The sequence below is a fragment of the Streptococcus pseudopneumoniae genome (assembly GCF_001072375.1).
GTDB lineage: Bacteria > Bacillota > Bacilli > Lactobacillales > Streptococcaceae > Streptococcus > Streptococcus pseudopneumoniae_L.
In genome coordinates this window covers 1-25,427 of record NZ_JVKV01000031.1, presented here as the reverse complement: position 1 = coordinate 25,427, position 25,427 = coordinate 1, and the positions used below count along the sequence as shown (strand labels likewise).

Sequence of the window (25,427 nt, the reverse complement as noted above, 5' to 3'; positions counted from 1 at the left end):
GGTCTAACTCCCTGCAAGAGGTAGTGGCGGCCTGACAGAGCCCTGATCTGTTAATCTATGAAAAAGAAGGAATTTATGCCAATTGAAAAAACCAATTATCGAATTCAAAAACGTTTCTAAAGTTTTTGAAGATAGCAACACCAAGGTTCTCAAAGATATTAATTTTGAGTTGGAAGAAGGGAAATTTTATACACTGCTAGGAGCATCTGGTTCAGGAAAATCAACCATTCTCAATATCATTGCTGGTTTGCTGGATGCAACCACTGGAGATATTTTACTGGATGGCGTGCGAATCAATGATATCCCAACTAATAAGCGCGATGTTCATACAGTCTTCCAATCTTATGCCTTGTTTCCGCATATGAATGTCTTTGAAAATGTTGCCTTTCCATTGCGTTTGCGTAAGGTCGATAAAAAAGAAATCGAACAACGTGTATTAGAAGTTCTCAAAATGGTACAGTTGGAAGGTTTTGAAAAACGTTCAATCCGTAAGCTTTCTGGAGGACAACGCCAGCGTGTAGCTATTGCGCGTGCGATTATCAACCAGCCTCGTGTGGTACTCTTGGATGAACCTTTGTCAGCCTTGGACTTGAAATTGCGAACAGACATGCAGTACGAACTGCGTGAACTGCAGCAGCGATTGGGCATTACCTTTGTTTTTGTTACCCATGATCAAGAAGAAGCCTTGGCTATGAGTGACTGGATTTTCGTTATGAATGACGGTGAAATTGTTCAGTCAGGAACACCAGTTGACATCTACGACGAGCCAATCAACCACTTTGTTGCAACCTTTATCGGTGAATCAAACATCTTGCCTGGAACTATGATTGAGGACTACTTGGTCGAGTTTAACGGCAAACGCTTTGAAGCGGTCGACGGTGGGATGAAACCAAATGAACCGGTTGAAGTCGTGATTCGTCCAGAAGACTTGCGCATAACACTTCCAGAAGAAGGCAAGCTCCAAGTTAAGGTCGATACTCAGCTCTTCCGTGGGGTTCACTATGAGATTATCGCCTATGATGAACTGGGTAATGAATGGATGATTCACTCAACTCGTAAGGCTATTGTGGGCGAGGAAATCGGTCTGGACTTTGAACCAGAAGACATCCACATCATGCGTCTCAATGAAACAGAAGAAGAGTTCGATGCTCGTATCGAAGAGTACGTAGAAATCGAAGAGCAAGAAGCAGGTTTGATTAACGCTATTGAGGAGGAAAGAGATGAAGAAAACAACCTCTAAACTCTTTGTAGTGCCCTACATGCTTTGGATTGCACTCTTTGTTTTGGCACCCTTGGTCTTGATATTCGGGCAATCCTTTTTCAACATCGAAGGCCAGTTCAGTTTAGAAAACTATAAATCCTATTTTGCGTCACAAAATTTAACCTATCTCAAAATGAGTTTTAACTCAGTCCTCTATGCTGGGATTGTAACTCTGGTGACGCTTCTTATCAGCTACCCAACAGCTCTCTTTTTGACTCGTCTCAAGCACCGTCAACTTTGGCTCATGCTCATCATTTTGCCAACTTGGATCAACCTTCTCCTCAAGGCCTATGCCTTTATTGGGATTTTTGGGCAAAATGGCTCTATCAACCAATTCCTTGAATTTATCGGAATCGGTTCGCAGCAGTTGCTCTTTACGGATTTCTCATTTATCTTTGTCGCAAGCTACATCGAGCTTCCATTTATGATTTTGCCCATCTTCAATGTCTTGGATGATATGGATAATAATCTCATCAATGCCAGCTATGACCTAGGTGCGACCAAGTGGGAAACCTTCCGTCATGTCATCTTCCCTCTGTCTATGAATGGGGTGCGAAGTGGTGTCCAATCTGTCTTTATCCCGAGTTTAAGTCTCTTTATGTTGACCCGTTTGATTGGAGGGAACCGAGTCATTACCTTGGGGACTGCTATCGAGCAGAACTTCCTAACAAACGATAATTACGGTATGGGTTCAACTATCGGTGTTGTTCTTATCCTAACCATGTTTATCACCATGTGGGTGACTAAGGAAAGGAGAGAACGATGAAAAAATTATCGAATCTTTACCTAGCCTTTGTCTTTATCGTCCTTTATTTGCCAATCTTTTACTTGATTGGTTACGCCTTTAATGCTGGGGATGATATGAATAGCTTCACAGGCTTTAGTTTGTCTCACTTTGAAACCATGTTTGGTGATGGAAGACTCATGCTAATCTTGGTTCAGACCTTTTTACTAGCCTTCCTATCAGCCCTGATTGCGACTGTTATTGGGACTTTTGGTGCCATTTACATCTACCAATCACGAAAAAAATATCAAGAAGCCTTCTTATCTCTTAATAACATTTTGATGGTTGCACCAGACGTTATGATTGGTGCCAGCTTCTTGATTCTCTTTACCCAACTCAAGTTTTCACTCGGTTTTCTGACTGTTTTGTCTAGTCACGTAGCCTTCTCGATTCCAATCGTAGTGCTTATGGTCTTGCCTCGATTAAAAGAAATGAATGGAGATATGATCCATGCAGCCTATGACCTTGGAGCTAGTCAGTTTCAGATGTTCAAGGAAATTATGCTTCCTTACCTAACACCGTCTATCATTGCAGGTTACTTCATGGCTTTCACCTATTCCCTAGATGACTTTGCCGTGACCTTCTTTGTAACGGGGAATGGCTTTTCAACCTTGTCAGTTGAGATCTACTCTCGGGCTCGTAAGGGAATTTCGCTAGAAATCAATGCACTCTCAGCCTTGGTCTTTCTCTTTAGTATTATCCTAGTTGTCGGATATTACTTCATTTCACGTGAGAAGGAGGAGCAAGCATGAAACGACTCTATTCATTTTTAGCAGGAATTCTAGCCATTATCCTTGTTTTGTGGGGAATTTCTTACCATCTTGACAGTAAAATCAATAGTCGCGATAGTCAAAAATTGGTTATCTACAACTGGGGAGACTATATCGCCCCTGAACTTCTGGAAAAATTTACAGAAGAAACAGGAATCCAAGTCCAGTATGAGACCTTTGACTCCAACGAAGCCATGTACACGAAAATCAAGCAGGGTGGAACGACTTATGATATTGCCATCCCAAGTGAGTACATGATTAACAAAATGAAGGACGAAGACCTTCTAGTTCCACTGGATTATAGTAAGATTGAGGGCATTGAGAATATTGGTCCAGAATTTCTAAACCAGTCCTTTGACCCAAACAACCAGTACTCTATCCCATACTTCTGGGGGACCTTGGGAATCGTCTACAATGAAACTATGGTGGAAGAAGCGCCTGAACATTGGGACGACCTTTGGAAGCCAGAGTATAAAAACTCTATCATGCTCTTTGATGGGGCGCGTGAAGTACTTGGTTTAGGTCTTAACTCGCTAGGCTATAGCCTCAACTCTAAAGATCCACAGCAGTTGGAGGAAACGGTAGATAAGCTCTATAAGCTAACACCTAATATCAAGGCTATTGTGGCGGATGAGATGAAGGGTTACATGATTCAGAATAACGCTGCCATCGGTGTGACCTTCTCTGGTGAAGCCAGTCAGATGCTAGAGAAAAATGAAAATCTTCGCTATGTCGTACCGACAGAGGCCAGCAATCTCTGGTTTGACAATATGGTCATTCCCAAAACAGTTAAAAACCAAGACGCAGCCTATGCCTTTATCAACTTTATGTTGAAGCCTGAAAATGCTCTGAAAAATGCGGAGTATGTCGGCTATTCAACACCAAACAATGCTGCTAAGGAAATGCTCCCTGAGGAGACAAAAGAGGATAAGTCCTTCTATCCTGATGCAGATACTATGAAACACCTAGAAGTTTATGAGAAGTTTGACCATAAATGGACAGGAATTTACAGCGACCTCTTCCTACAATTTAAGATGTATCGGAAGTAGGAGATTTCCAACTATCGGAAATAACAATTAAATAAAAATAAAACCTAGCCATAGAAAATTCAGCATGTTATGGCTAGGTTATTTATTAAAATAGATCATGAATTAGTAGAAAAATATACTTAATCATGCTATAATTTCGATAGAGTTAAAGGATTTTATGCTTATGATTGAGGTAGTAGCTATGATAAAAAAAGCTATTTTTAGAGGAATGATTCCTTTTGTCATTATGACCAGTTTAGCAATTTTTATGACACTTCAAGGGATCGATGTTTTTCAAGTTAAAAGTACATTTTTGGTTGGCGTCATTGCTACCTCGATAGCATCAGCATCGGTAATTTATGAAATTGAAAAATGGTCGCTATTTAAACAATCTATTATACATTTTATCATCATGCTTTTTACTGTTCTTCCCTGTCTTCTATTTAGTGGATGGTATAAGTTGGTCTCAATTTTGGATTATCTCATTGTTTTAGGTCAATTCTTATTGGTTGGAAGTTTCTTGTGGTCTATCGCCTATATAATATTTGGTAAACTGTTAAAAAAATAAGTTTTACTTCATGGTTATTAACCTTGACTCAAACTCAAAAAAACGGTATAATACTAGAGTTGAGAATTGATTTTCTCTCCATCTTAGTTCAGAGAATTGGCGGTGCTGCGAGCCATCTAAGATAGAAAATCATGCTACTCAATTCAACAATTGCATAAGAATCAAAGAATGACAAGTTCATTGAATGAAGGTGGCACCGCGGTTTTTCGCCCTTCGTGATATGGATTTGTCTTTTATTTTTGGAGGTGTTTATGAGAACATTTCTTGTCAAACAAAAATTTCGCCTAAGTGGTGAACGCTTTGATATCAAGGATGAGTTGGGCAATGTCGCCTATCAGGTTGAAGGTTCATTTTTTAAGATTCCTAAAACTTTTACCATCTATGATGTTGCTGGTGAACAGGTCAGTGAGATTAGTAAGGAAGTCTTAACTTTCCTACCTCGTTTTGAGATTCAACTGACTAATGGAGATCATTTTTATATCCGAAAGAAGTTGACTTTCTTCAGAGATAAGTATGAGTTTGACAATCTCGGTCTTCGTATCGAAGGAAATGTCTGGGATTTGAATTTTAAATTGCTGGATGATCGTGACCAAGTGATTGCTGAGATTACCAAGGAACTTTTCCATTTAATCTCTACCTATACCGTAACCGTCTATGATGAATCTTATGCAGACCTAGTCATTTCCCTCTGCGTTGCGATCGACTATGTGGAAATGCTAGAAAGCCAATCAAATTAGTAAAAAGGAGATACATATGAAACAATTATCTAGTGCACAAGTCCGCCAAATGTGGCTTGATTTCTGGGCTACAAAAGGCCACTCAGTAGAACCATCTGTTAGCTTGGTTCCAGTAAACGACCCAACACTTTTGTGGATCAACTCAGGTGTTGCCACTCTTAAAAAATACTTTGATGGAACCATCATTCCTGAAAATCCACGTATTACCAATGCTCAAAAGGCTATCCGTACCAATGATATCGAAAACGTAGGTAAGACTGCTCGTCACCATACTATGTTTGAAATGTTGGGGAACTTCTCAATCGGGGATTACTTCCGTGACGAAGCAATTACATGGGCATATGAGCTTTTAACAAGTCCTGAGTGGTTTGACTTCCCTAAAGACAAACTTTACATGACTTATTATCCAGATGACAAAGATTCATACAACCGCTGGATTGAAGTGGGAGTAGATCCAAGTCATTTGATCCCAATCGAAGATAACTTCTGGGAAATCGGTGCTGGACCTTCTGGACCTGATACAGAAATCTTCTTCGACCGTGGAGAAGCCTTTGACCCAGAAAATATCGGTCTTCGTCTTCTTGCAGAAGATATCGAAAATGATCGTTATATCGAAATCTGGAACATCGTATTGTCACAATTTAACGCAGACCCTGCTGTTCCTCGTAGCGAGTACAAGGAATTGCCACACAAAAACATTGATACGGGCGCTGGTTTGGAGCGTTTGGTAGCTGTTATCCAAGGTGCTAAGACAAACTTTGAAACAGACCTCTTCATGCCGATCATTCGCGAAGTGGAGAAATTGTCTGGTAAGGTTTATGACCAAGATGGCGACAACATGAGCTTTAAAGTTATCGCTGACCACATCCGTTCTCTTTCATTTGCTATCGGTGATGGTGCCCTTCCTGGAAATGAAGGTCGTGGTTATGTCCTTCGTCGTCTTCTTCGTCGTGCCTCTATGCATGGTCAAAAATTGGGTATCAATGAGCCTTTCCTTTACAAACTCGTTCCAACTGTTGGAAAAATCATGGAAAGCTACTACCCAGAAGTGCTTGAAAAACGTGACTTTATTGAGAAAATCGTTAAGAGCGAAGAAGAGTCATTTGCTCGTACTCTTCACTCAGGTCAACACTTTGCCCAAGGTATCGTAGCAGACTTGAAAGAAAAAGGACAATCTGTCATTGCTGGTCAAGATGTCTTTAAACTCTATGATACATACGGATTCCCAGTAGAGTTGACAGAAGAAATCGCTGAAGAAGCAGGGATGACTGTAGACCGTGAAGGTTTCGAAGCAGCCATGAAGGAACAACAAGAACGTGCGCGTGCCTCTGCTGTCAAAGGCGGATCTATGGGTATGCAAAATGAAACCCTTCAAAACATCACTGTAGAAAGTGTCTTCAACTATAATGCTAGCCAATTGTCTTCTAAGTTGGTTGCTATCGTAGCTGACAATGCCGAAGTAGAAGCTGTATCAGAAGGAACTGCGTCACTTATCTTTGCAGAGACACCTTTCTACGCTGAAATGGGTGGACAAGTTGCGGACCATGGTCAAATCTTGGATGCTGCAGGAAATGTCGTAGCTACAGTAACAGACGTTCAAAAAGCACCAAACGGACAAGCATTGCACACCGTTGAAGTTCTTGCTCCTCTTGCATTGAACCAAGAATACACTTTGGCTATCGATAGCAATCGTCGTCATCGTGTTATGAAGAACCACACAGCCACTCACTTGCTCCATGCGGCTCTTCACAATATTCTTGGCCATCATGCCACTCAAGCAGGTTCACTTAATGAAGTAGAATTCCTTCGCTTTGACTTCACTCACTTCCAAGCTGTCACTCCTGAAGAATTGCGTGCTATTGAGCAACAAGTCAATGAGAAGATTTGGGAAGCCATTGCAGTGGAAACAGTTGAGACTGATATTGACACAGCTAAAGAAATGGGAGCTATGGCCCTCTTTGGTGAGAAATACGGTAAGGAAGTTCGCGTAGTCACTATCGGTGACTATTCAGTAGAGCTTTGTGGTGGTACTCACGTTGGCAATACTTCTGAAATCGGTCTCTTCAAGATTGTCAAAGAAGAAGGGATCGGATCAGGAACTCGTCGTATCTTGGCAGTGACTGGTAAGGAAGCCTTTGAAGCTTATCGTGAACAAGAAGACGCTCTGAAAGCAGTCGCAGCAACCTTGAAAGCTCCTCAACTCAAGGAAGTACCTCACAAGGTGGAAGGTCTTCAAGAACAACTCCGTCAATTGCAAAAAGAAAATGCAGAATTGAAGGAAAAAGCAGCAGCAGCAGCAGCGGCAGCAGGTGATGTCTTCAAGAATGTTCAAGAAGCAAACGGTCACCGTTACATTGCCAGCCAAGTTTCAGTATCAGATGCAGGTGCCCTTCGTACATTTGCGGATAACTGGAAACAAAAAGATTACTCTGATGTCCTTGTTCTTGTCGCAGCTATCGGTGACAAGGTCAATGTCCTTGTAGCTAGCAAGACAAAAGAGGTACATGCAGGTAATGTGATTAAAGAATTAGCTCCAATCGTCGATGGACGTGGTGGTGGTAAACCAGACATGGCCATGGCAGGAGGAAGCAACCAAGCGAAAATCCAAGAATTGTTGGATGCAGTAGCAGGTAAATTGTAAGAAAGTAAAGATCTATCCAATCGGATAGGTCTTTTTGTTTAAAAATCATAGAGCAGTTGATTTCTTTGAAGAATAAGCGTATAATATATAAAAATGATTGAGTGCTCACTCAATTTTGTTAGGGAATAGGAGAATTAGATAATGGTTATTAAAGCAATACAGTATAATCGTTTTGGTGATGAAAAAGTTCTAGATTTAGTAAATATTACATCTGAACCATTAAAAATGAATCAAGTTAGGGTAGCAGTATTTGCTGTTGGTTTAAATCCTATTGATTATAAAACTTTCGAGGGGGCAAAGCCACTTCGTTTTTTGACTTTCTTAACAAAATTAAAACAACCAAGTCGTTGGTTTGAATCAAAATCATCTTTATTTCCAAGAGGATTAGCTAGGGATTTTGCTGGTGTTATAACGGAAATTGGTGAAGGAGTGAGCCGTTTTTCAGTAGGTGACAAGGTTTTTGGAACAATAATAAGTGATCCTGGACTTGGTACTAAGAGGGGTGCGTTAGCAACAGAAATTTGTGTTTATGAATCGGAAATCGCATTGAAACCAGATAAGATTGACATGAATCATGCTGCTACTATGGGTGTAGCCTCTTTAACTGTCGGAGGTGCTTTTAGAAGAATTCATTTAAATTCAAAAGATGTTGTAGTTATTTCAGCAGCTTCAGGTGGCATTGGTAGCATTGCAGTACAGTATGCGGTTGCTAAGGGCGCAACTGTTATTGGTATTGCGAGCAAGAATAATGCAAAATATTTAGAGTCTTTAGGAGCTATACCAGTAACTTATGAAGAGGATGTCCAAAAGTCTCTTTTATCAGTAGCTCCAAAACCTATTACAAAATTCTTGGATTGCTATGGTGGTGATTACGTTAAATTAGCTTTCCATCTTGGATTGAACGGAACTGATATTGGAACTTTAGTACCTTCACCATTTGTTATGATAAAAGGGGCTCAGTTCACTGGGCCAAGACATTCTACATATGATGATTTAAGAATTCTAGAGGAGATGGTTTCAGATGGAAAAGTTCAGCTAAATATTGAGAAAGAGTATAGTTTTTCTCTGGAGTCTGTTAGAGAGGCATATCGTAGTCTGAAATTGGGACATACTCGTGGTAAAAGAATTATTAAAATAAGAGAGTAGATAGAGGGGGTAGCAATGGAAAGTATAGAATATAAATTTGCTGAGACATTAAAAAGCAGTGAATTAAGTTTAAAACAACGTCAAGTATTAATGTCAAGTTTAAAATTATTTTCAGATATTGGATTTGAAAACACAACATCTAATCTTATTGCTGAACATGCTGGCGTCTCAGAAGGAACCGTTTTTAGTTATTTTAAAACCAAGGAAGGTATCCTAGATGCTATTTTATCTAGATTTCTAGAACAAGTTATTCCAGAGGTAATTGCTGATTTTTCAGATAAGAGATTTACAATAGAGCAAAAATCTTTTTCACTTTTTCTAAGAAGCATCGTTCGGGATAGGTTAATTTTTATTCATAACAATAAAATGCAAGTTAAAATTCTTTTGAGTCGTTCACTTATTGATAAAACTATTTCTGAAGAGTTAGGGAATATCATTGTACACTCTATCATTAATCCGATTAGTCCTGTTTTGAATCAATTTAAAGAAAATGGTGTTATCCGAGATTGGTCAAATGAAAGGATCGTTCGCTATATTTTAGCTTTAAGTCTTTCTTATATTGTTCCTATGATTATAAATGACAAAGAAGATATAAACATTGATAAAGTAACAAATGAAATTGTCGAATGTCTTTCTTTTTCCTTAGTTATCGTAAAATAACTCTTAATTTTAAGTTCACTAAAAAATTAAGAGAGCTCTTTTTAAAACCAAAATAAAAATCCCCAATCGAAGTGATTGAGGATTTTTGTGTTGATTTATCTTACACAATCCCTTGTGCAATCATAGCGTTTGCTACATTTTCAAAGGCTGCAATGTTTGCACCTGCAAGGTAGTCAGTTCCAAGACCGTAAGTTTCTGCAGTTGTTTTAGCTGTGTTGAAGATGTTAGTCATGATATCTTTGAGACGACCATCAACTTCTTCACGTGTCCATGAAAGGCGAAGGCTGTTTTGGCTCATTTCAAGAGCTGATACAGCTACCCCACCAGCATTGGCAGCTTTAGCAGGTCCGTAAAGGATTCCATTTTCCTTGTAGACTTTGATAGCTTCAAGGTCACTAGGCATGTTAGCTCCTTCAGATACACAGATAACTCCTTGAGCAACCAAGCGTTTCGCAGCTTCACCATTGATCTCATTTTGAGTCGCACATGGAAGAGCGATGTCATAGTTACCAGTGTAAGTCCATACAGAACCTTCGTAGTAAGTAGCAGTTGGTTTTTCTGCAGCGTACTCAGTCAAACGAGCACGGCGTTTTTCTTTAACGTCTGTAAGAAGGTCAAAGTCGATACCATTTTCATCGATGACATAACCATTTGAGTCAGATACAGAGATAACAGTTGCACCAAGTTCAGTTGCTTTTTGAAGAGCGTATTGAGCTACGTTACCAGAACCTGAAATCACAACTTTCTTACCAGCAAAGCTATTGCCGTTTGCTTTAAGCATTTCTTCAGTGTAGTAAACCAAACCGTAACCAGTTGCTTCTGGACGAATCAAGCTACCACCAAATCCAAGAGGTTTACCAGTCAAGACACCAGCATCAAATTGGTTGAGGCGTTTGTATTGTCCGTAAAGGTAACCAATCTCACGTCCACCAACACCGATATCACCAGCAGGTACGTCAAGAGATGGTCCGATGTATTTTTGCAACTCAGTCATGAAGCTTTGGCAGAAGCGCATCACTTCAGCATCAGTTTTACCTTTAGGATCAAAGTCTGATCCACCTTTACCTCCACCGATTGGAAGTCCAGTCAAAACGTTTTTAAAGATTTGTTCGAATCCGAGGAATTTCAAGATCCCTTGGTTTACAGTTGGGTGGAAACGAAGTCCGCCTTTATATGGTCCAACAGCTGAGTTAAATTGAACACGGTAACCACGGTTAACTTGAACTTTTCCATCACGGTCAACCCAAGGAACACGGAAAGAAATCACGCGCTCAGGTTCTGTGATTCGTGCCAAGATGTTTTCTTCAATATACTCAGGGTGTTTTTCAAAGACAGGCTCCAAAGTGCTGAAGAATTCTTCAACCGCCTGGAGAAATTCAGCCTCATGCCCGTTACGAGCTTTTACAGTTTCAAACACGCTTTGGATATATTCTTTAGCAGATGTCATATCGTTCTCCTTTTTGTTGTCATATTTTATTACATGAGACATTATAGCAGAAAATTTTTTCAGTGTAAAGAAAAAAACATAAATTTTCTAAAAATTCTTTCAATTTAAAATGACTGATTCAAAACATGCTAAAAAACGAACCTTTTCTATGGAAATGGTTTTATTGAAAAGCAAAAGTCAAAGTATGGTATAATAATAGACATAAAAAGGAATCTGGAGGAACAGAATCATGGTATCAACTAAAACACAGATTGCTGGTTTTGAGTTTGACAATTGCTTGATGAATGCAGCAGGAGTTGCTTGTATGACAGTTGAGGAGTTGGAAGGTGTCAAAAACTCAGCAGCAGGAACCTTTGTCACTAAAACAGCAACCTTGGAATTTCGTCAGGGAAATCCGGAACCACGTTATCAAGATGTTCCACTCGGTTCTATCAACTCTATGGGGCTACCAAATAATGGTTTAGACTACTATCTGGACTATCTTTTGGACTTGCAGGAAAAAGAGCCAAACCGTACTTTCTTCCTATCTCTAGTTGGCATGTCTCCAGAGGAAACTCATACCATTTTGAAAAAGGTTCAAGAGAGTGATTTTCGAGGTCTAACTGAACTCAATCTCTCATGTCCAAATGTTCCTGGTAAACCTCAGATTGCCTATGACTTTGAAACTACAGACCGTATCTTGTCAGAAGTCTTTGAATATTTTACAAAACCATTAGGAATTAAGCTTCCACCTTATTTTGATATTGTGCATTTTGACCAGGCTGCAGCGATCTTTAACAAATATCCGCTCAAGTTTGTCAATTGTGTCAACTCTATTGGAAATGGTCTTTATATAGAAGATGAGTCAGTCGTGATTCGTCCTAAGAATGGCTTTGGTGGGATTGGTGGAGAATACATCAAACCAACAGCCCTTGCTAATGTCCATGCTTTTTATCAACGCTTGAATCCAGAAATTCAAATCATCGGAACTGGTGGAGTATTAACAGGACGAGATGCCTTTGAACATATCCTATGTGGTGCCAGCATGGTGCAGGTAGGAACTACCCTGCACAAAGAAGGTGTAGGTGCTTTTGATCGCATTACAAACGAACTCAAAGAAATTATGACGGAAAAAGGTTATGAAAGCCTTGAAGATTTCCGTGGTAAATTGAATTATATTGATTAAATAAAATCGAAACTAAAAAGAAAGGAGAAATGATGCTAGCAATAGAAGAAAGCCAAAAGCTATCTTTATCAAACTTACCTAGTTTGACCTTGTTTACAGGCGCTGATCAAGGACAGTATGAAGTCATGAAAACTCAGGTGCTAAAGCAAATCGGCTACGATTCTGCTGATTTGAACTTTGCTTATTTTGATATGAAAGAAGTAGACTACAAAAGCTTGGAACTAGAGCTGGTCAGTCTTCCTTTCTTTGCGGATGAAAAAATTGTTATTTTAGATCATTTTCTTGATATAACAACAGCTAAAAAACGCTATCTATCTGATGACGAGCTTAAGGCTTTTGAAGAATATTTGGAAAACCCATCTCCGACGAGTAAATTAGTTGTTTTTGCTGAAGGTAAACTAGATAGCAAGCGACGTCTAGTTAAAATTCTAAAGAGAGATGCCAAGATTTTTGAAGCCCTTGAACCAAAAGAGCAAGAGATGCGATCCTATTTTCAAAAGTGGTCTCAAGAACAAGGACTGAGCTTTGATGGAAAATCCTTCGAACAGTTACTTATCAAATCAGGTTTTCAATTCAGTGAAATTCAGAAAAATCTACTCTTTTTGCAGTCATACAAGGCTGATAGTAACATCACAGAAGAGGATATTGTTCAAGCTATCCCTAAAACCTTGCAGGATAATATCTTTGATTTGACCCAATTGATTTTAGGGAAGAAGATTGATCAGGCGCGAGATTTGGTAAAAGATTTGACCTTGCAGGGTGAAGACGAGATCAAACTGATTGCCATTATGCTGGGGCAGTTTAGACTCTATACACAAGTGAAAATTTTGCAAGAATCTTGTCAGACAGAGTCCCAGATGGTCAGCAGTTTGGGTCACTATCTTGGTCGCAATCCGAATCCCTATCAAATCAAGTTTGCCCTTCGTGATTCTCGAAGACTATCCCTTGATTTTCTCCAGAATTCTATTCGTTATCTCATCCAAGCTGATTACCAAATTAAGACAGGAGTTTATGAGAAAGGCTACCTGTTTGAGAAGGCTTTGTTGCAGATTGCTAGCCAGTCAAATTGAGCAAATAACTTGAAAAAATAGGATGATTGCGTTATCATCATTATATAGAAAGAAAAAGAGGTATTACAGATGGCTATTATCTTACCAGATCTTCCATACGCTTACGATGCATTAGAACCATACATCGATGCTGAAACAATGCACTTGCACCATGACAAACACCACCAAACTTACGTTAACAATGCAAATGCAGCTCTTGAAAAACACCCTGAAATCGGTGAAGACCTTGAAGCTTTGCTTGCTGACGTAGAATCTATCCCAGCTGATATCCGTCAAGCACTTATCAACAATGGTGGTGGACACTTGAACCACGCTCTTTTCTGGGAATTGATGACTCCTGAAAAAACAGCTCCTTCAGCAGAACTTGCAGCAGCAATCGATGAAACTTTTGGTTCATTCGAAGAATTCCAAGCAGCCTTCACTGCAGCAGCAACAACTCGTTTTGGTTCTGGATGGGCTTGGTTGGTTGTTAACAAAGATGGTAAGCTTGAAGTAACTTCAACAGCAAACCAAGACACACCAATCTCAGAAGGTAAAAAACCAATCTTGGGCTTGGACGTTTGGGAACATGCATACTATGTGAAATACCGTAACGTTCGTCCTGACTACATCAAAGCTTTCTTCTCAGTTATTAACTGGAATAAAGTAGACGAACTCTACGCAGCAGCTAAATAATATTGAACATAACACCTTTTGGTTAGAATTTCATCTAACTGGAAAGGTGTTTTTTAGTTGCTTTTCTTAGAAGTGATTGTCTTATGATTTTCCTTTGTTGGATAGGCTTGATTTATGGTATAATGATAAGATAGAAATCGAAGGAGAAATCATGAATATTCAACAATTACGCTACGTTGTAGCTATTGCTAATAGTGGTACTTTTCGTGAAGCGGCTGAGAAAATGTACGTTAGCCAACCCAGTCTATCTATTTCTGTAAGAGACTTGGAAAAAGAGCTTGGCTTCAAGATTTTTCGTAGAACCAGTTCAGGAACTTTTCTTACACGTCGCGGGATGGAATTTTATGAAAAGGCACAAGAGTTGGTTAAAGGATTTGATGTTTTCCAAAATCAGTATGCCAATCCCGAAGAGGAAAAAGATGAGTTTTCAATAGCCAGCCAGCACTATGATTTCTTGCCACCAACCATTACAGCTTTTTCGCAACAATATCCTGACTATAAGAATTTTCGTATTTTTGAATCTACAACTGTTCAGATTTTGGATGAAGTAGCCCAAGGACATAGTGAGATTGGAATTATCTACCTCAACAATCAAAATCAAAAAGGAATCATGCAACGGGTTGAAAAGTTAGGCCTTGAAGTGATTGAGTTGATTCCTTTCCAAACCCATATCTATCTGCGTGAAGGACATCCTTTAGCCAAGAAAAAAGAGTTGGTTATGGAGGATTTGGCAGATTTACCAACAGTTCGATTCACGCAAGAAAAGGATGAGTATCTTTATTACTCAGAGAATTTTGTAGATACAAGCGCTAGCTCTCAAATGTTTAATGTAACTGACCGCGCTACCTTAAATGGGATTCTTGAAAGAACAAATGCTTATGCGACTGGATCTGGATTCTTAGATAACAATAGTGTGAACGGGATCACCGTTATTCCGCTAAATGATAATCTCAATAATCGCATGGTTTATGTCAAGCGTGAGGAAGTAGACTTGAGCCAGGCAGGGACTTTATTTGTAGAGGTCATGCAAGAGTATTTTGATCAGAAGAGGAAAGCATGAAAAAAAGAGGAATTATTGTAGGGATTATAGCAGCCTTGATTGTCTTAGACCAAGTGGTAAAGGCTTACGTCATTCAGAATATTGCTCTTGGTGAAATCAAGTCATGGATCCCAAATCTGGTCAGTTTGACCTATCTGCAAAATAGAGGGGCAGCCTTTTCAATGCTCCAAGATCAGCAGTGGTTTTTTGCAGTAATAACTCTTGTAGTTATGGCAGGGGCTATCTGGTATCTACATAAGCATATAGAGGATTCCTTCTGGACTGTCTTTGGATTGGTTTTGATTATTGCAGGTGGTCTGGGAAACTTTATCGATCGCGTTAGTCAAGGCTTTGTTGTGGATATGTTCCACTTAGACTTTGTTAATTTTGCTATATTCAATGTGGCAGATAGTTATCTGACAGTAGGAGTGCTTGTTTTATTGCTTGCAATGCTAAAAGAGGAAATGAATGGAAATTAAAATTGAAACAGGTGGACTACGCTTAGATAAGGCTTTGTCAGATTTAACAGCACTGTCGCGAAGTCTCGCCAATGAACAAATCAAATCAGGTCAAGTCTTGGTTAATGGCCAGGTCAAAAAAGCCAAGTATACGGTTCAAGAGGGCGATGTCGTTACTTATCAGGTGCCAGAACCAGAAGTTTTGGAGTATGTAGCTGAAGATATTCCTCTAGAAATCATTTATCAAGATGAGGATGTAGCAGTAGTTAACAAACCTCAGGGGATGGTTGTTCATCCAAGTGCTGGTCATACCAGTGGTACCTTGGTTAATGCCCTCATGTACCATATCAAGGACCTATCAGGCATTAATGGTGTGCTGCGCCCTGGGATTGTCCATCGTATTGATAAAGATACATCTGGTCTCTTGATGATTGCTAAAAATGATGAAGCGCATATGGCACTTGCTCAAGAATTGAAGGACAAGAAATCTCTTCGTAAGTATTGGGCTATTGTTCACGGTAATCTCCCAAATGATCGTGGAGTCATTGAAGCGCCGATAGGACGAAGTGAAAAAGACCGTAAGAAACAAGCTGTTACCGCTAAAGGAAAACCAGCAGTGACACGTTTCCAAGTCTTGGAACGCTTTGGTGATTATACATTGCTGGAATTACAACTGGAAACAGGGCGGACTCATCAAATTCGTGTACACATGGCTTATATCGGTCATCCTGTCGCTGGCGATGAGGTCTATGGTCCTCGTAAAACTTTGAAAGGTCATGGGCAGTTTCTTCACGCTAAGACACTTGGATTTACCCATCCAAGAACTGGTGAAACCATGGAATTTACTTCTGATATTCCAATTATCTTTAAAGAGACTTTGGAAAAACTTCGAAATAACTAAACCAAAAAAGGACTCAACTGAGTCCTTTTTTATTTGCGTTTTTTCTTGGCTTTTTTCATTTTGTTGGCCATGCGTTTCATGGATTGCTTCATAGCAAATTCACCGATTTTACCTTTGAGGCCTCCACCGAGCATCTGGCTCATATCAGGCATACCAGCTCCTCCGAGAGCAGACATATCAGGCATGCCACCTTGTCCCATCATTCCTTCAAGGGCTGACATATCCATGCCACCAGGCATATTCTTAGGAAGATTATTAGGGTTGATGCCCATTTGTTTCATCATCTTGTTCATATCACCAGACATGACACCTTGCATGAGTTGCTTGGCTTGGTTAAAGTCCTTGATGAACTTGTTGACTTCGATAAAGGTATTACCAGAACCAGCTGCGATACGACGACGACGGCTTGGAGTGAGCAAATCTGGATTTTCACGTTCTTCAGGAGTCATAGATGAGACGATGGCACGTTTGCGAGCAATCTGTTTTTCATCCACCTTCATATTTTGGACGGCAGGGTTATTGGCCATACCAGGAATCATCTTGAGCAAATCTTCCATTGGTCCCATATTTTGTACCTGATCCAACTGATCAATGAAATCGTTGAAATCGAAGGTGTTTTCGCGCATCTTTTCAGCCATTTCAAGGGCTTTTTGCTCATCGTACTCTTGGGAAGCTTTTTCAATCAGAGTCAGCATATCTCCCATACCGAGAATACGGCTTGCCATGCGGTCAGGGTGGAAGGTTTCAATATCGGTAATCTTTTCACCGGTACCAGTGAACTTGATTGGTTTTCCTGTGATATGACGAACAGAAAGGGCAGCACCACCACGAGTGTCCCCGTCAATCTTTGTAAGGATAACCCCAGTAACTTCTAATTGTGCGTTGAATTCACGTGCAACGTTGGCAGCTTCCTGACCAATCATGGCATCGATGACCAAGAGAATTTCATTTGGTTGAGCCAAGGCTTTAACGTCACGAAGCTCATTCATGAGAAGTTCGTCAATTTGTAAACGACCAGCTGTATCGATCAAAACATAGTCGTTATGGTTGGCTTTGGCTTGCTCCAAACCTTGGCGAACAATCTCAACTGCAGGAACTTCTGTACCAAGAGCAAAGACAGGTACATCAATTTGTTGTCCAAGTGTTTTCAATTGGTCAATAGCAGCAGGACGATAGATATCGGCCGCAATCATCAAAGGACGAGCATCCTCTTCCTTTTTAAGTTTGTTAGCAAGTTTACCTGCAAAAGTTGTTTTACCAGCCCCTTGCAAACCGACCATCATGATAATGGTTGGGATTTTTGGTGACTTGATAATCTCAGCTGTGTCTGAACCAAGAACTTCTGTCAATTCTTCATTGACAATCTTGATGATTTGTTGGGCTGGATTGAGGGTATCAATCACTTCATGTCCGACGGCACGTTCACGAACCTTCTTGATAAAATCCTTGACAACTGGTAGAGCAACGTCGGCTTCTAAAAGAGCTAGACGAATTTCCTTGGTTGCTTCTTGGATATCGCTCTCTGTAATTTTTCCTTTTTTACGTAGGTTTTTAAAGACGTTCTGCAAACGTTCTGTTAAATTTTCAAATGCCATTTTTTTCTCCTATTTCTTCAATTCAGTGGAAATCGTCCGAAATGTTGCAAACTCTCTAGTTCTTCGGTTGTGACTTCTTTCATGATTTCATTTGGATATCCCCAACAGCTAAATCCTTCTTTAAGGGCTTGAGGAATAGAATCAGGTGAGAGAATTTGTAGTCTTGTAGGAAATGGTTCCTCTGCAGCTAATAGTTTGCAAGGTATTCCTTTATAGACAACAAGATTTTCCATGATTACTCCCTATTATCAATACTGGTCAAAATCTCAATTTGCTCTTGCAGAAAAGCATCCTCTGGATAACGCTCCAAAATCTGATCAAAAATTTGACTGCGAACAATGTAGTCAGAGTACATATGGAGCTTCATCTCATAGTCTTCCAGGATCTTTTCAGTTCGCTTGATATTGTCATAAACAGCCTGACGACTAACACCGAATTCTTCAGCGATTTCAGCTAAACTATAGTCGTCTGCATAGTAGAGTTCGATATAGTTCATCTGCTTATCAGTTAAAAGAGCTGCATAAAATTCAAACAGAGCATTCATTCGATTGGTTTTTTCAATTTCCATAAGATTTATTATACCAAAAAAAAGCCCAATTCGCTAGCTGGGGGCTGATTTTAGCTAGAAGTTAGAAAATGAGCTTTTCACTGTTCTTTTCTGACTATGAAGCCTTTTTTTGATATAATGGATAGGATTATAATGATTTAGAAAGAGGTAGTCATGAAAGAATTAGAATCAGTGTTACAAGACCGTTTTGAGCTTGTTTTTACAGATAAAAGCTTACTTGAAACAGCTTTTACCCATACCAGTTATGCCAATGAGCACCGCCTCTTAAAAATTTCACACAACGAACGCTTGGAATTTTTAGGAGACGCTGTTCTGCAATTATTAATTTCAGAATATCTGTTTAAAAAATACCCTAAAAAACCAGAAGGGGACTTGTCAAAACTCCGTGCTATGATTGTCCGTGAGGAGAGTTTGGCTGGTTTTGCCCGTGATTGTCAGTTTGACCAGTTTATCAAGCTTGGTAAGGGGGAGGAAAAATCTGGTGGTCGTAACCGAGACACGATCTTGGGCGACGCTTTTGAAGCCTTTTTGGGTGCTCTGCTTTTAGACAAGGATATAAAGACTGTAAAAACCTTTATCTACCAAGTCATGATTCCTAAGGTTGAAGCTGGCGATTTTGAGATGATCAAGGATTATAAGACTCACCTTCAAGAATTGCTCCAAGTTAATGGAGATGTTGATATTCGTTATCAGGTGATTTCAGAGATTGGGCCAGCCCATGATAAGATGTTTGAGGTTGAAGTCCTTGTTGAGGGACAAAGTCTAGGTTCAGGTAAAGGACGCTCTAAAAAATTGGCCGAGCAGGAAGCCGCTAAAAATGCAGTTGAGAAAGGGCTGGATTCATGTATTTAAAGGAAATTGAGATCCAAGGGTTTAAGTCCTTTGCTGACAAGACCAAGGTTCTTTTTGACCAAGGGGTGACGGCGGTTGTAGGACCAAATGGCTCTGGGAAATCAAATATCACTGAAAGCCTCCGTTGGGCACTTGGTGAATCTAGTGTCAAGAGTCTTCGTGGCGGGAAGATGCCTGATGTCATCTTTGCAGGAACAGAAAGTCGGAAGCCTCTAAACTACGCTTCTGTTATTGTTACTTTGGATAACCAAGATGGCTTTATCAAGGATGCAGGCCAGGAAATCAAGGTGGAGCGTCATATCTATCGTACTGGAGATAGTGAATACAAGATTGATGGGAAAAAAGTCCGTCTTCGTGATATTCATGATCTTTTCTTAGATACTGGACTTGGACGTGATTCCTTCTCTATTATTTCCCAAGGGAAGGTCGAAGAAATCTTTAACTCTAAGCCTGAGGAACGTCGCGCTATTTTTGAAGAAGCTGCCGGAGTTTTGAAGTATAAAACCCGTCGAAAAGAAACTGAAAGCAAGCTCCAACAAACTCAGGACAACTTGGATCGTTTGGAAGATATCATTTATGAGTTAGATAATCAAATCAAACCATTAGAAAAGCAAGCAGCAACAGCTCGAAAATTTATGGACTTGGACGGTCAGCGTAAAGCTATCTACTTGGATGTTTTAGTTGCACAAATTCAAGCCAATAAGGCTGAATTGGATGTAACAGAAGAAGAATTAAACCAAGTCCAAGAACTTCTGACCAGTTATTACCAAAAACGTCAAGACTTAGAAGAAGAGAACCAAACTCTCAAAAAGAAACGTCATGATTTGCAGGCTGAGATGGCCAAAGACCAGTCAAGCTTGATGGATTTGACAAGTTTAATCAGTGATTTGGAACGGAAATTGGCCTTGTCTAAACTTGAAACTGAGCAAGTTGCTCTAAATCAACAAGAGGCACAGGCTCGTTTGGCTAGTTTGGACGAAAAGAGAAATGTTCTCATTCAAGAGAAGGAAGAAAAAGAAACAAATCTCAGTCAGTTAGAAGAAAATCTAGCAGTCAATACTAAGGAAGTCAATCGTTTAGAAGCTGAGTTGTTAGCTTTTTCTGATGATCCAGATCAGATGATTGAGCAATTGCGTGAACGTTTCGTTGCCTTTTTACAAGAAGAAGCTGATGTGTCTAACCAGCTGACACGGATTGAAAATGACCTTGAAAATAGTCGCCAACAGACTCAAAAGCAAGAAGAACAATTCGCATCCTTGAAGGAACAATTGGCTTCTGCCAAGTCTAACGCTGCTGACCAAGAGCTTGCCCTAAAGTCTGCTAAAGAAGAAGTACAGAACTTACTCGCTGACTATCAAACCAGTGCCAAAGAAGAAGAAGCACAAAAGCAGGCTTATCAAAGCCAGCAAAATCAACTATTTGACTGCTTGGATAGTCTGAAAAACAAGCAGGCCAAGGCGAAAAGTCTGGAAAACATTCTTAAAAACCATAGTAATTTCTATGCTGGTGTCAAGAGTGTTCTCCAAGAAAAAAATCGCTTGGGCGGTATTATTGGAGCAGTCAGTGAACATTTAACCTTTGATGTTCGTTATCAGACAGCACTTGAAATTGCCCTTGGTGCAAGTAGCCAACACATTATTGTTGAAGATGAACAGGCAGCAACAAAGGCCATCGATTTTCTTAAGAGAAATCGAGCTGGTCGCGCTACCTTTCTACCTTTGACAACGATTAAGGCACGTAGCATTTCTGGGCAGAATCAAGATGTGATTGCCTCAAGTCCAGGTTTTCTTGGTATGGCAGATGAACTGGTTACCTTTGATGCTAAGCATGAAGCCATCTTTGAAAATCTGCTAGCTACCACAGCTATCTTTGATACAGTTGAGCATGCGCGTGATGCAGCTCGTAAGGTGCGTTATCAAGTTCGGATGGTAACCCTCGATGGTACAGAATTGCGAACAGGTGGTTCTTATGCTGGTGGTGCCAATCGTCAAAATAACAGCATTTTCATCAAGCCTGAATTGGAGCAGTTACAAAAAGAAATTGCTCAAGAAGAAAAGCTCCTTAGTCAGGAAGAAGAAAAACTGAAATCACTTCAAGAAAACTTGACTGCTCTCGCTCAAACTTTGGAGACCATTAAGTCTCAAGGAGAGCAAGCTCGTATAGAGGAGCAGGGCTTATATCTTGCTTATCAACAAACTTGCCAGCAAGTCGAAGAACTCGAAACACTTCTAGAACTTCAGGAAAAAGAATTAAACAATCTCAGAGGTGGAGATTGGCAAGCTGAAAAAGAAAAATGCCAAGAACGTCTTGCAGTTATTTCAACTGAAAAGGAAAAGCTGGAGTCTGAGATTGAAGAAATCAAGTCCAATAAAAATGCGATTCAAGAACGTTATCAGAACTTGCAGGATAAACTTTCTCAAGAACGTCTGCTCAAAACAGAAATGATAGGGCGAAAACGTTACGAAGTTGCGGATATTGAACGGATTAACAAAGAACTTGAGAACCTCAATATCGAGCAAGATGAAATCGAACGTCTTCTCCAAGAAAAGGTAGACAATCTTGAAAAAGTTGATACAGAACTTTTGGCCAAGCAGGAAGCAGAAGCCAAGAGTCAGAAGGAAGAACTTCAACAAGGGCTCATTCGTAAGCAGTTTGAACTAGATGATATTGAAGGTCAATTGGATGATATTGCCAGTCATTTGGATCAAGCTCGTCAGCAAAATGAAGAATGGATTCGTAAGCAAACACGTGCAGAAGCAACTAAAGAGAAGATTACGGACCGCCTTCGCTATCTTCAAGGTCAACTGACTGAAGAATATCAGATTAGCTATACGGAAGCCCTAGAACAAGCCAATCCGTTAGAAGATTTGACTGTCGCTGAACAAGAGGTCAAGGATTTGGAAAAATCCATCCGTTCACTTGGTCCGGTTAACTTGGATGCTATTGAACAGTTTGACGAAGTACACGAACGTTTGGAGTTCTTAAATAGTCAGCGTGATGATATTCTTTCTGCTAAAAACTTACTTCTTGAAACCATTACAGAGATGAATGATGAAGTGAAGGAACGATTTAAATCAACCTTTGAAGCTATTCGTGAGTCCTTTAAAGTGACCTTCAAGCAGATGTTTGGTGGTGGCCAAGCAGACCTAATTCTGACAGAAGGTGATTTATTGACAGCAGGTGTCGAAATCTCTGTGCAACCACCGGGCAAGAAAATCCAATCTCTCAATCTCATGAGTGGTGGAGAGAAGGCCTTGTCAGCTCTGGCTTTGCTCTTCTCAATCATTCGGGTCAAGACCATTCCATTTGTTATCTTGGATGAAGTAGAAGCTGCACTTGATGAAGCAAACGTTAAACGCTTTGGGGATTATCTTAACCGATTTGACAAGGATAGCCAGTTTATCGTCGTTACCCATCGTAAGGGTACAATGGCGGCCGCAGACTCTATTTATGGGGTGACCATGCAAGAATCTGGTGTTTCTAAGATTGTTTCTGTTAAACTAAAAGATTTAGAGAATATGGATGCTTAGTTTGTTTTCGATACAACATTTCAAGCTAAAGTATTTAGAATGACCTTCAAGAAGTCGGAGGGTTACAAAAATAATTTGAGGAGCTTATATGGATTTCGATCTATTCCTAATAATCTGTAATTATATTGGGACTATAGCCTTCGCGGCTTCAGGAGCCATTAAAGGATTTGGTAAACGATTAGATATTTTTGGAATTAGTTTATTGGCAATTGTAACGGCAGTAGGCGGAGGGATTTTGAGAGATTCTATTATCAGTCGTTTTCCTTCCTCTCTTGCTGATCCCAGCCCGATTTATGTCTCTATCCTTGTAGCGGTTATCATGTATGTCTTTGTAACTTCAAAACAGGCCAATGCTAGTCATGAAAAAAAGTTCTATAAGTGGTTGAGAGAAGCTTACCTCATCTTTGATTCGATTGGGTTAATTATCTTCTCTCTAATCGGAGCCACAGCTTTAGCTGATAGTAAATTGAACTTGATGTCGGCTGGGATTTTGGCCTGTTTAACGGGTGCAGGTGGTGGAATTATCCGAGACCTCCTGATCAATGAAGTACCAAGTGTTCTAAAAGAAGATATTTATGCCCTTCTATCTTTCGTAATTGGAGTTATTTATTATTGGTTGGCCTTTGTCCTTCACTTTCCAAGAATCACTGTCTTTATCATTGTTTCTATTGTTGGTTTTGTGATTCGACTCTGCATCATTAAATTCCGACTCTCTTTGCCAAATATGGATAAGAGAACCTTGAATTGATGAATGGCTAAAAGTTTGATTCTAAACCCGTAAATAAGTTTAAAATAGTCATTTTATCAGCGTCTAATCTCATGTGGATTAGGCGTTATTTTTTTGCAAATACGGGAAATTAATGATGTAAAGATTAATTTTTGCTAATATATTTGTAATTTAGAATAAGGTAGGAATAGCAATGAGTAATTTGAAACATTCAGTTGATTTTATTAAAGAAATAGAGAAATTAAAGTCAGTGACAAGATTTAATAGAACTCTTGATGGCAGATTTGAAAATAGTGCCGAGCATTCCTGGCAGGGTGCCATAGCTGCGATGGTTCTTCAAGATTATTATCCTGAAAAATTGGATATGGAAAAAGTCACTTCTATGTTATTGATTCATGATTTAGGTGAGATTTATGCCGGTGATACTTGGGTGTTTGATGATGAAAAAAAGCTTCATTCTCATGATAGAGAACGAGCATCTATAGAAAAAACAATGAGCCTCCTTCCAGAAGAGAAATATTTGAATATGAAAAATTTGTGGTTGGAATTTGAAAAAGGGCAGAGTTCTGAAGCAAGATATGCAAGAGTTATCGACGCCTTGGTACCGCTGATAAATCACTTGGAAGTGTCAGAATTCAATTATAATCCTGATAATATCAGTGCAGACATGGTATTAGATAAGAAAAAGTTCGTAAAAAGTGAATCAGAAGAATTATGGAAACTGACGGAAGAGTTAATTCAGGAAAGTGTGGAAAAGGGCTTATATTTTTAATAGCAATTGGCCCAATAGAAGATAGATTTTTAACTGGAGAATGGAAATAAACTTGTCACAACTGAAATTGGAATAAGGAAATTGATACAGTAAAATACAAAGAAAGCCTTGGAATAAGCTGTTTCCAAGGCTTTTTATCTATCTATCTATCTATCTATAGATACAAGGAAAAAGTTGTTAGAGTAGATGATTTTTATTAGATACCCTTGTTTTGTATAACATTAAATTATATGTTATTAAAGACAGATTGTGTTGAGTATTGAATTATACAAAAATTACTAATGTACTGAGATTTTTGCATTTGATTATACTGTAGAGAATATTAGTCAAATAAAATTGTTTTGTTTTCACTAATGCATTTCTTATTATCATCCCAATAGTTAATACTTTCAAAGCTTCCTTTTCTTAAATAAAGCGGTAGCCTTTTTCTTATTTCATCTTGCATTGGTATTTTATCAATATCTTTTAGATTCCACCATTTTGGCTCACCTTCAGCAGATGTGCTTAGTTCACCAGTAAACTGAGTACATAAAAAGTCATAGAAGACAAATCTCTCATTACCAATTGAATTAGTAAAACCTGAAATTCCTTTTAATTCAAGATTTAATGCAGTAAGTCCAGTTTCTTCCTTAAGTTCCCGTAATGCAGCTTCAAAAAAACTTTCAGGGAATTCAACTTTTCCGCCCGGTGGAATCCAGCCAGGAAAATTATCGTGCTGTCTATTAAGTAATAAAATTTCTTGATTTTTCAAAACGCAAATATTAACCCAGTTTTTGATTTTTTCAGTCATATGATCAACCTCCAACAATTATTTTTTCATATGCAAGATTATATGTCAAGAACTATATGCTATTTATGATTATGATATCTCAGCCAAAGATTGATAATTTTTACTCAATAGTTGATTAACTCTCAGAAGAGACTTCAATCAAGAACTTTAGAAGAAAAGTGTTGAGAGGTTGGATATAAAAGAAAGTAAGCAAATCAGCCTCGCCTTAAATTAGCCCTACAGGATTATTTATAGAAGGCAAGG

24 protein-coding genes are annotated in these 25,427 nt (G+C 39.3%); 19 read left to right on the top strand and 5 right to left on the bottom strand.

What is annotated here, in order from left to right; all coding sequences use genetic code 11:
- Window positions 1–82: 82 nt before the first annotated feature.
- The 9 genes from ADH31_RS02530 (at window position 83) to ADH31_RS02490 (ending at window position 9,595) form a co-directional block, all read left to right on the top strand.
- Window positions 83–1,240 carry an ABC transporter ATP-binding protein gene (locus tag ADH31_RS02530; protein ID WP_045763348.1) on the top strand — a complete coding sequence of 386 codons (1,158 nt, stop codon included), beginning with the start codon at window positions 83–85 and terminating at the stop codon, window positions 1,238–1,240.
- A complete protein-coding gene (locus tag ADH31_RS02525; RefSeq protein ID WP_000754116.1) occupies window positions 1,221–2,027 on the top strand; it encodes an ABC transporter permease in 807 nt (268 codons plus the stop codon). The genes ADH31_RS02530 and ADH31_RS02525 overlap by 20 nt, the downstream gene beginning before the upstream one ends.
- On the top strand, window positions 2,024–2,797 hold the full coding sequence (locus ADH31_RS02520; RefSeq protein WP_045763347.1) for an ABC transporter permease: 774 nt from the start codon (window positions 2,024–2,026) through the stop codon (window positions 2,795–2,797). Before ADH31_RS02525 ends, ADH31_RS02520 begins: the two co-directional genes overlap by 4 nt.
- The gene (locus tag ADH31_RS02515; protein ID WP_049508863.1) at window positions 2,794–3,864 is read left to right on the top strand and encodes an ABC transporter substrate-binding protein; all 1,071 of its coding nucleotides are present in this window, start codon (window positions 2,794–2,796) and stop codon (window positions 3,862–3,864) included. The genes ADH31_RS02520 and ADH31_RS02515 overlap by 4 nt, the downstream gene beginning before the upstream one ends.
- A 163-nt stretch (window positions 3,865–4,027) precedes the next feature.
- Window positions 4,028–4,411, top strand: coding sequence for a DUF3021 family protein (locus ADH31_RS02510; protein WP_239682029.1), 384 nt, complete (start codon window positions 4,028–4,030; stop codon window positions 4,409–4,411).
- A gap of 251 nt (window positions 4,412–4,662) precedes the next feature.
- On the top strand, window positions 4,663–5,148 hold the full coding sequence (locus ADH31_RS02505) for an LURP-one-related/scramblase family protein (RefSeq protein ID WP_049508861.1): 486 nt from the start codon (window positions 4,663–4,665) through the stop codon (window positions 5,146–5,148).
- Between the two features lie 16 nt (window positions 5,149–5,164).
- Window positions 5,165–7,789, top strand: a complete 2,625-nt coding sequence (gene alaS / locus ADH31_RS02500; protein ID WP_049508858.1) for an alanine--tRNA ligase — start codon at window positions 5,165–5,167, stop codon at window positions 7,787–7,789.
- Between the two features lie 141 nt (window positions 7,790–7,930).
- On the top strand, window positions 7,931–8,935 hold the full coding sequence (locus ADH31_RS02495; protein WP_049508856.1) for an NADP-dependent oxidoreductase: 1,005 nt from the start codon (window positions 7,931–7,933) through the stop codon (window positions 8,933–8,935).
- 15 nt (window positions 8,936–8,950) lie between these two features.
- Window positions 8,951–9,595, top strand: coding sequence for a TetR/AcrR family transcriptional regulator (locus ADH31_RS02490; protein ID WP_049508853.1), 645 nt, complete (start codon window positions 8,951–8,953; stop codon window positions 9,593–9,595).
- Window positions 9,596–9,695: 100 nt separating this feature from the next.
- On the opposite strand, the gene gdhA is transcribed toward ADH31_RS02490, so the two are convergent.
- Complete coding sequence (gene gdhA / locus ADH31_RS02485; RefSeq protein WP_045763342.1) at window positions 9,696–11,042, bottom strand: NADP-specific glutamate dehydrogenase; 1,347 nt, start codon at window positions 11,040–11,042, stop codon at window positions 9,696–9,698.
- Window positions 11,043–11,271: 229 nt separating this feature from the next.
- Between gdhA and ADH31_RS02480 the strand changes: the two genes are divergently transcribed.
- The 6 genes from ADH31_RS02480 (at window position 11,272) to ADH31_RS02455 (ending at window position 16,350) form a co-directional block, all read left to right on the top strand.
- On the top strand, window positions 11,272–12,207 hold the full coding sequence (locus tag ADH31_RS02480) for a dihydroorotate oxidase (protein ID WP_049508850.1): 936 nt from the start codon (window positions 11,272–11,274) through the stop codon (window positions 12,205–12,207).
- Window positions 12,208–12,239: 32 nt separating this feature from the next.
- Complete coding sequence (gene holA / locus ADH31_RS02475) at window positions 12,240–13,277, top strand: DNA polymerase III subunit delta (protein WP_049508847.1); 1,038 nt, start codon at window positions 12,240–12,242, stop codon at window positions 13,275–13,277.
- Window positions 13,278–13,346: 69 nt separating this feature from the next.
- Window positions 13,347–13,952, top strand: coding sequence for a superoxide dismutase SodA (gene sodA, locus ADH31_RS02470; protein WP_049508845.1), 606 nt, complete (start codon window positions 13,347–13,349; stop codon window positions 13,950–13,952).
- A 151-nt stretch (window positions 13,953–14,103) separates the two neighbouring features.
- Window positions 14,104–15,012, top strand: coding sequence for a LysR family transcriptional regulator (locus ADH31_RS02465; protein ID WP_049508843.1), 909 nt, complete (start codon window positions 14,104–14,106; stop codon window positions 15,010–15,012).
- A complete protein-coding gene (gene lspA, locus ADH31_RS02460; protein ID WP_049508841.1) occupies window positions 15,009–15,470 on the top strand; it encodes a signal peptidase II in 462 nt (153 codons plus the stop codon). The genes ADH31_RS02465 and lspA overlap by 4 nt, the downstream gene beginning before the upstream one ends.
- Window positions 15,460–16,350, top strand: a complete 891-nt coding sequence (locus tag ADH31_RS02455) for an RluA family pseudouridine synthase (RefSeq protein ID WP_049508838.1) — start codon at window positions 15,460–15,462, stop codon at window positions 16,348–16,350. The genes lspA and ADH31_RS02455 overlap by 11 nt, the downstream gene beginning before the upstream one ends.
- Before the next feature lie 29 nt (window positions 16,351–16,379).
- Here the strand turns inward: ADH31_RS02455 and ffh are convergent, their stop codons facing one another.
- From ffh to ADH31_RS02440, 3 genes are read right to left on the bottom strand one after another with little or no spacing between them, the layout of a single operon-like run.
- Window positions 16,380–17,945, bottom strand: coding sequence for a signal recognition particle protein (gene ffh, locus ADH31_RS02450; RefSeq protein ID WP_049508836.1), 1,566 nt, complete (start codon window positions 17,943–17,945; stop codon window positions 16,380–16,382).
- 17 nt (window positions 17,946–17,962) lie between these two features.
- Window positions 17,963–18,178, bottom strand: a complete 216-nt coding sequence (locus ADH31_RS02445; RefSeq protein ID WP_049508835.1) for a hypothetical protein — start codon at window positions 18,176–18,178, stop codon at window positions 17,963–17,965.
- 2 nt (window positions 18,179–18,180) lie between these two features.
- Window positions 18,181–18,513, bottom strand: a complete 333-nt coding sequence (locus ADH31_RS02440) for a putative DNA-binding protein (protein ID WP_000402062.1) — start codon at window positions 18,511–18,513, stop codon at window positions 18,181–18,183.
- Window positions 18,514–18,666: 153 nt separating this feature from the next.
- On the opposite strand from ADH31_RS02440, the gene rnc reads away from it, so the two are divergent.
- The 4 genes from rnc to ADH31_RS02420 all read left to right on the top strand — a co-directional run bounded on the left by rnc (window position 18,667) and on the right by ADH31_RS02420 (window position 24,394).
- Window positions 18,667–19,365, top strand: coding sequence for a ribonuclease III (gene rnc, locus ADH31_RS02435; protein WP_000661075.1), 699 nt, complete (start codon window positions 18,667–18,669; stop codon window positions 19,363–19,365).
- Window positions 19,356–22,895 (top strand): chromosome segregation protein SMC, encoded by a 3,540-nt coding sequence (smc, locus tag ADH31_RS02430; RefSeq protein WP_049508832.1) that lies wholly within the window; start codon window positions 19,356–19,358, stop codon window positions 22,893–22,895. The genes rnc and smc overlap by 10 nt, the downstream gene beginning before the upstream one ends.
- Before the next feature lie 88 nt (window positions 22,896–22,983).
- A complete protein-coding gene (locus ADH31_RS02425) occupies window positions 22,984–23,643 on the top strand; it encodes a trimeric intracellular cation channel family protein (protein WP_049508829.1) in 660 nt (219 codons plus the stop codon).
- A gap of 172 nt (window positions 23,644–23,815) precedes the next feature.
- A complete protein-coding gene (locus tag ADH31_RS02420) occupies window positions 23,816–24,394 on the top strand; it encodes an HD domain-containing protein (protein WP_049508828.1) in 579 nt (192 codons plus the stop codon).
- A 322-nt stretch (window positions 24,395–24,716) separates the two neighbouring features.
- On the opposite strand, the gene ADH31_RS02415 is transcribed toward ADH31_RS02420, so the two are convergent.
- A complete protein-coding gene (locus ADH31_RS02415; RefSeq protein ID WP_000136624.1) occupies window positions 24,717–25,184 on the bottom strand; it encodes an 8-oxo-dGTP diphosphatase in 468 nt (155 codons plus the stop codon).
- Window positions 25,185–25,427 lie beyond the last annotated feature (243 nt).